At 47.3% G+C, this 6,000-nt stretch carries 5 protein-coding genes; 1 reads left to right on the top strand and 4 read right to left on the bottom strand.

Annotated elements, in window-relative coordinates; translation table 11 throughout:
- Nucleotides 1-3: 3 nt before the first annotated feature.
- The 3 genes from SA339_10275 to SA339_10285 all read right to left on the bottom strand — a co-directional run bounded on the left by SA339_10275 (nucleotide 4) and on the right by SA339_10285 (nucleotide 4,011).
- Nucleotides 4-513 carry a hypothetical protein gene (locus SA339_10275; GenBank protein MDW5563600.1) on the bottom strand — a complete coding sequence of 170 codons (510 nt, stop codon included), beginning with the start codon at nucleotides 511-513 and terminating at the stop codon, nucleotides 4-6.
- A gap of 727 nt (nucleotides 514-1,240) precedes the next feature.
- Entirely contained in the window at nucleotides 1,241-2,236 is a 996-nt protein-coding gene (locus SA339_10280) for a hypothetical protein (protein ID MDW5563601.1), read from the bottom strand.
- 668 nt (nucleotides 2,237-2,904) lie between these two features.
- Complete coding sequence (locus SA339_10285; protein MDW5563602.1) at nucleotides 2,905-4,011, bottom strand: acyltransferase; 1,107 nt, start codon at nucleotides 4,009-4,011, stop codon at nucleotides 2,905-2,907.
- Between the two features lie 336 nt (nucleotides 4,012-4,347).
- On the opposite strand from SA339_10285, the gene SA339_10290 reads away from it, so the two are divergent.
- Nucleotides 4,348-5,163 carry a hypothetical protein gene (locus SA339_10290; GenBank protein MDW5563603.1) on the top strand — a complete coding sequence of 272 codons (816 nt, stop codon included), beginning with the start codon at nucleotides 4,348-4,350 and terminating at the stop codon, nucleotides 5,161-5,163.
- A 263-nt stretch (nucleotides 5,164-5,426) separates the two neighbouring features.
- On the opposite strand, the gene SA339_10295 is transcribed toward SA339_10290, so the two are convergent.
- Nucleotides 5,427-5,951: a hypothetical protein gene (locus SA339_10295; protein ID MDW5563604.1), complete on the bottom strand. Its 525-nt coding sequence runs from the start codon at nucleotides 5,949-5,951 to the stop codon at nucleotides 5,427-5,429.
- Between the last annotated feature and the right edge of the window lie 49 nt (nucleotides 5,952-6,000).

Below are 6,000 nucleotides of genomic sequence, written 5' to 3' on the forward strand. Positions count from 1 at the left end.
GACTCATAGATCTGGGAGTTGGGCTTCCACGATGTAGATCTTCACCGGCCCGCCTTGGACATCATAATGGAGTGTCCAGTTCCCTGACGTCTGGTTGTCCAACACTGTGGTTGCCCCAAAGAGGTTCTCACTATTCACATGAAACGGACCGGAATACATGAATGGCAGCGCCGTCCCGTTGACAATGGTCGCCCCGGCTGGATTGTCAGGAGGAGTTTCGGTGTAGATCACATCGGCTCCACTGATGCCCTGAACATAGATCCCGATAGCATTCCAATTACCATCGACAGTGAAGTTGACGCTACCCACCATGTTCTTCACCATCAGTTCCTGTACGACGACATAAGAACCGTTACTGTTTGGGCCATAAAAATGGAATAAGGTGTCGTCCAGAGATGTGTCGGACCCGCTAGATGCATTAGATAGCGACGATATCGAAACAAATACGATCACAAGGAATACGATCGTCACCGCTTCCAAGATTGCCAGTACTTTGAACATCTCGTTGTTCATCTCCCCACCTGTAAGTTTACATCAATCTTAGATTATAATAATGCTATCGGTGATTCCGAGTCTTGAGTATCATTCTCAACGGCGCGACACGACCTACGGCCTATCGGCCAGGTAAGCATCAATGTGGACGAAGGCGCCCTTGACCGCTATGGCCAGACCGAGCAACAGAAAGAAAGCGGGCCAATATTGGCGAGTAATATCATCTTCGAACGGCTCAGCCCATAATAGGAGCTGATAGCCAAAGAAGGCTATAATTAATCCGCCAAGCACTGAGCCTATAACGACACTTCTAGTTCTGTCCAAGTCCCCACCAACGACCTCAATATCGTTTCATTGGCATATTATTTGCCATTGAATTTCAGAAGACTATTCCTCGCCCTTCCGGTTCGCGACCACGGCACCGCACTTCGGGCACCGGTGGGGGAAACAATCGTCCGCCCGGTTCGCGGTCGATCTCATGGGGCCGGCCCAGTTGCACTGTGTACAATATGCCGGCCGGTCGCTCCTGTCCCAGATCTCGTTGACCGGGAAGCCCGCCTCGTCGAGAACCCAATGCCTTCCTCGGACGTATCGACGGCAACAGATAGGGCATCTTTACCTCTTGCCCTCGATCCTCGAACTGCAGCTGCTCGATGACCGCTTGGCACTGGTGGCGGGAAGAGGCCATAGAAGAGGAACTACCGATTATTGTATTGACATATTGCTTTCTATTGACGCTACATCATAATTAGATGGGTTCACTCACGACTTTGACCAAGAGCAAAGAAACCAACTTATCCAGTTCACCCTTCAAAGGAAAAATATCATCCAATGAGTTGGGGTCTGGTTTCCCTTTACTCCTCTTCCCATAATAATTACCATGGACTATGAGATCTCGGAGATCAATCATCTTCTGTAGATTTTTAGGGGCAGTTAGGTGATAATGCATAATCATGTTCTCAATCTTACTCTTGAATGTTGGGCGATTGAATTCTCTTATCTTTTTCTTCAACATCTTCTCAATCTGTTCCTTCTCTGGACCATCACCAATCATTGCTGGCAAGCACTCATCAAATCTCTTTAAGAACTCTTCAAACTTGTCTTCGCCCATTACGCTTGAGATTCCGATTATTCCCTTTCTTTCGGCAATTTCTGAATAGGTCTCAACTAAGCATTCTAGAGCTGAAAACTCTATCAGATAGTGGACCTGCTCAAATGTTGAGTTGAAACTTGAGAAAAAGATGTCCTTAATCACTGGTATGTTTCTTTTTACTTCAGGATCTATAGCCGACGAGGCATAGATTGGATATGTCTTCAATAAAAATTGCTGGAGTGTGCCATCGCTGAAAAGATAATCCGGGCGAAGTTTACATCGATCATGCAGTAATAATTTTCCTACTCCATGCCCACATATGAATTTTCCATCTTCGTACAGGTCTATTTTGATTGGATAATGTTTTTCCAGCTCTGCCACATCCAATAGGGCGATTAAAGGATCAAGGGTTTTCGCCGTAAAGGCATCCAGTGATTGATTCGTGTCTATCTCTTGTTCAGTTGTTATCTCAATCCAGCCGGTTTCATATGAGTCATGGTTGTGAAATGCTTCCCTTGCTAATTCCTTTGGCATATTGGCTGTGATTATCTGAATGAGATTGCCTTCTGAATCCTTAAATTCAAAAATTATGCCATCGGGCACATTTCTTTGAATCTCATCATGCATTGCCAAATTCAGGATTGTGGCCACTACTTTTCGCGTCAATTGATGCCCATTTAGGAATAGAATCAAGAGTAAAACATCTTGTTGCTTCCCTTGCGATTATTAATGTTCATTTAGTTTTCAACATCAAGCCTCGGCGATTCCTTTCGAGCCAGACATCATTATTAAAATTGTTAAATTTCCACCGGAGACGAGGGTGTTCTTTCGGTCACCTCCCCCCACAAACGACCTCTATCTTCTGCCATTTTCATATCCTTGGTATCGGAACATGGACAATGATACACTAGACTGTCTAGCCAGGAGGCTCGGCCTCGTTTATGACGAGAGCCTCAGGGGCGGCAAGTGGTGCGATAGCAACACGTGCTCGTTGAAGAGGACCGACGGCACTTGTGATTGCAGCAATCACATCAAGGATGTTATCGATATGGTCTGGGAAGCCAAGGCCGGCCACCCTGAGCGCCTGGATGCTTACGTCGCAAAGGCAATGGACCATCAGGCGCGAATAGAATGGGCATCGCATTCGCAACCACTTACGCGTCCGAATAAATGCCGCATGCCCTAGCCTCGATCACTAACTGCCCGCCATTGTAGAGAGGGCTGATTGATGGGTGGTGGGCAGCAACCACGGGTGTTCGTAGTTGCCAGCTGGAGACGGCTCACTCTTCAGCCTACCGACCTACAGCTCATCGGATTTCTCAGTCATGGACACCTCGCGAACTTTGACCTGGACTCTTTTCCATACCACTTTTCGGACCGGTCTTGATGCCAGATAAGTAACGGCCGTACGGAAGACGGCCAAGAATGTAGATGATGAGCACGCTGATGGCCACGACCCCAGGCATCATCAGAATGTAGAAGAGCGCGTCTTCGACCCCTAAGCCCATTGTGTAAAGAGGCTTGGTCACGATGGATATAGCAAGCATATGCACCAGATAGATGCCGTATGAATACAGACCGACGGTCCTGATCATCCTAGCTGGCATGCCTGCATGATCCTTGAGCCATAAAGAGAGGCGGTACAGTGAAATGCTCATCAGAGCGACGAATGGCAACAGGAAGACCGACCATATAAATCCGGAAGGGAAGAACTGCAAGACCAGTGCCAGGAGTAAGGCGAGCACAGCTACGATCCATTGGTTCGCTTTCCCCATAGCGATTTTCACTTCATCTCTGTGCCTGCTGAGATACATTCCAGCGGTAAAGAAGACCAGATACGGCAGGCATATCAGCCTCATCATCAAGTTCGCATAGTAATACGAGACGCCGAAGTATCCGCCCATGGAGTTGATAAATGCACCCTCGATCACGGCATACCATAGCAGGTAGATTGCCAGAGGAATAATGAGTAAGAGGATTTCGTCATTGGTCCTTTCCAGGCGCTTGTAGAACCTAACCAGATATGGGAACAGGAGGTAAAGCTGGATGATCACTGCCACGAACCACAGTGCCCTCGTTCCGCTGAAAAGTATAAACGAGATTAACTGGTCATTGATTGAACGTTGATCCATGAAGAACCAGTTGAAAATCGCATAAACGAACGCGAAGAAGATGTATGGTAAAAGGATAGTTTTTAACCGCCGCCCATAGAACCGCTTGGGATCAAGCTTGCCGAAATATCTTAATCCAAGGATATAGCCAGAGATCAGCAGGAAAAGAGGCACACCAAAATCTGCCAGATGGGTTAGGTAGTTCGCGATCGGCGTTATGATGTTTGGATGATCTATGACAAGTGCGAAACCCATCACATGTATGGTGACGATAGCTATGATGGCGAATCCTCGCATGTAATCCAATTCGTTCATCCAGTGAGCATTTTTTACATTCTCGATATGATGGCCCCCACCAAAGTTGACCTGGGCCGCCTACCTTTTCATGTGCGTAAATAGATTATCGATTGATAACACCGGGAGAAAAACCTAGAATGTGGGAAGAAATAATTTAATTTCCGGGCAACCCTTCTGGCCAGGCCTCAAGCCTCGCCCCTCCAATAATCAGTGTCATCGTTTGAAGCCAGAACATATGGAGTGAAATGTCGGACCCATGGAACTCCAGTCAGTGAACTTTTTTCAAATAATATTATTGATATCAATACATTATATACTAGTTCAACAAACTATCTCTCCGGGGGGAATCCTTACATGCAAAAGAATTCCATAATCGCAATTGTAATTGTTGCTGTAGTGGTGATCGCTGGTGCTGGAGCAGCTTTGCTGCTGACGAACAACGGCAAGTCGAATACCGCGAAGACGGACGATCGCGCCGCTTCGTTCCACGTAACCTCGTTCAGCGTCAACAAGCACAACGTGCTGGACAATCAATCCGCCAGGGTCTCGATCGATGTAGTGAATAACGGAACCAAGGACGGTAACTACACGGCGAACCTGACCATGGACGGTAGTCTGTATCAGTCGCAGACGGTGCACCTGGATATCAATGAGACCAAGACCCTCAACTTCACCGTCACCACGTCTGAGGATGGAAATCACACCATGGCCATAGGTGATAACTCGACATACCTGCATTTCTACCCCGAATATGTTGTCGGAGCATATATGAAGGTCCATGTTACTGGCTCAGTGAATGGAATATTGATAGACTATGGTGCAAATGCGTCAGTAGTGTCACTGACGGCTACTACATACACCGAGACGATCACTTACCTTAACATCAATTACCCATCGGAGACCATAACATACAACATGTCAGCTCCATGGTCCGAGGGGCTAACGAATCTCACCTACATCGGGAATGAGACCGTGCAGACTCATTGGGGTAACATGACTTTGAGCCATTACCGTGTTATCAATGGCACTGAGACCATTGACCGGTACCTGTATGTTGATGGCGATAAGGGGTGGACTTATAAGGAAATCGATTCGGACACTTATTACACTTTGACCACTGAAATAATCGATACCAACATGCCCTGGATGCCGGAGCTGCCGATCCAGTAAACCCCTTTCATCCATTATTTTTCTATTGATATCTTATCGCTATTGAGCATTACGATAACTTGATAATAATTTTACGATGGTCGTCACTGCACATTGTTCATTTTATCTGTCCAGTTATGGCCATTATAAAATTCTATTATCCATCTAACGGCAATAACAAACGAGGGGCTGTTAATCTACATCTAAAACGAGAGTACTGAGGGGGTCCGAAGATGTAACTCTTTAGATCGGAAAAGAATAAAAAAGAAGTTGGATTAAAGAGTTTAAACCGCGGCCTGGATGGCCTGGTAGGTCACGGTGAAGTGCGCGCTCTCCAAGTACGGAGTGATCTGCATCCAGAAGTACTCCTGGGCATTGGCGTCAGAGTGGATTACGGCGCTCGATGTCCAGGTATCGATGTCGACCTGGGTTCCATCCTGTATGGTCAGAGCGGTGTAGGAGGCGCCAGTGTCAGGAGTGTTAAGGCCGGGGCCGTTGATGTTCATAAGGTATCCGATGGTGATGTCGCTTCCCACGAACGCCTTATCGCAAGTCACGGTCACCTTGATGTCATAGTTCGGGCCATCGCCGCTAGGGTAGAATGCAGAGAACATCTCCCCATAGTGGTTGGCAGGGACGGCCGTGGTGTAAGTCCAAGCTTCCATGCCGGTGATGGCAGAATATTGATCGTGATAGTTGGCCGAGCTGGTCAAACCTATGTTGACTGGATAGGTGGTGACAGCCTGTGACCCATTAGTCCTGGGCATCGACAGTATGAGCACGGCCGCGCTGACGAATATGGTGGCCATGCAGATACATCCGATCAACATCAGAAGGCTTGATCCGGTTAGCTTGCTT

Source organism: Methanomassiliicoccus sp., from assembly GCA_033485155.1.
Classification (GTDB): domain Archaea; phylum Thermoplasmatota; class Thermoplasmata; order Methanomassiliicoccales; family Methanomassiliicoccaceae; genus UBA6.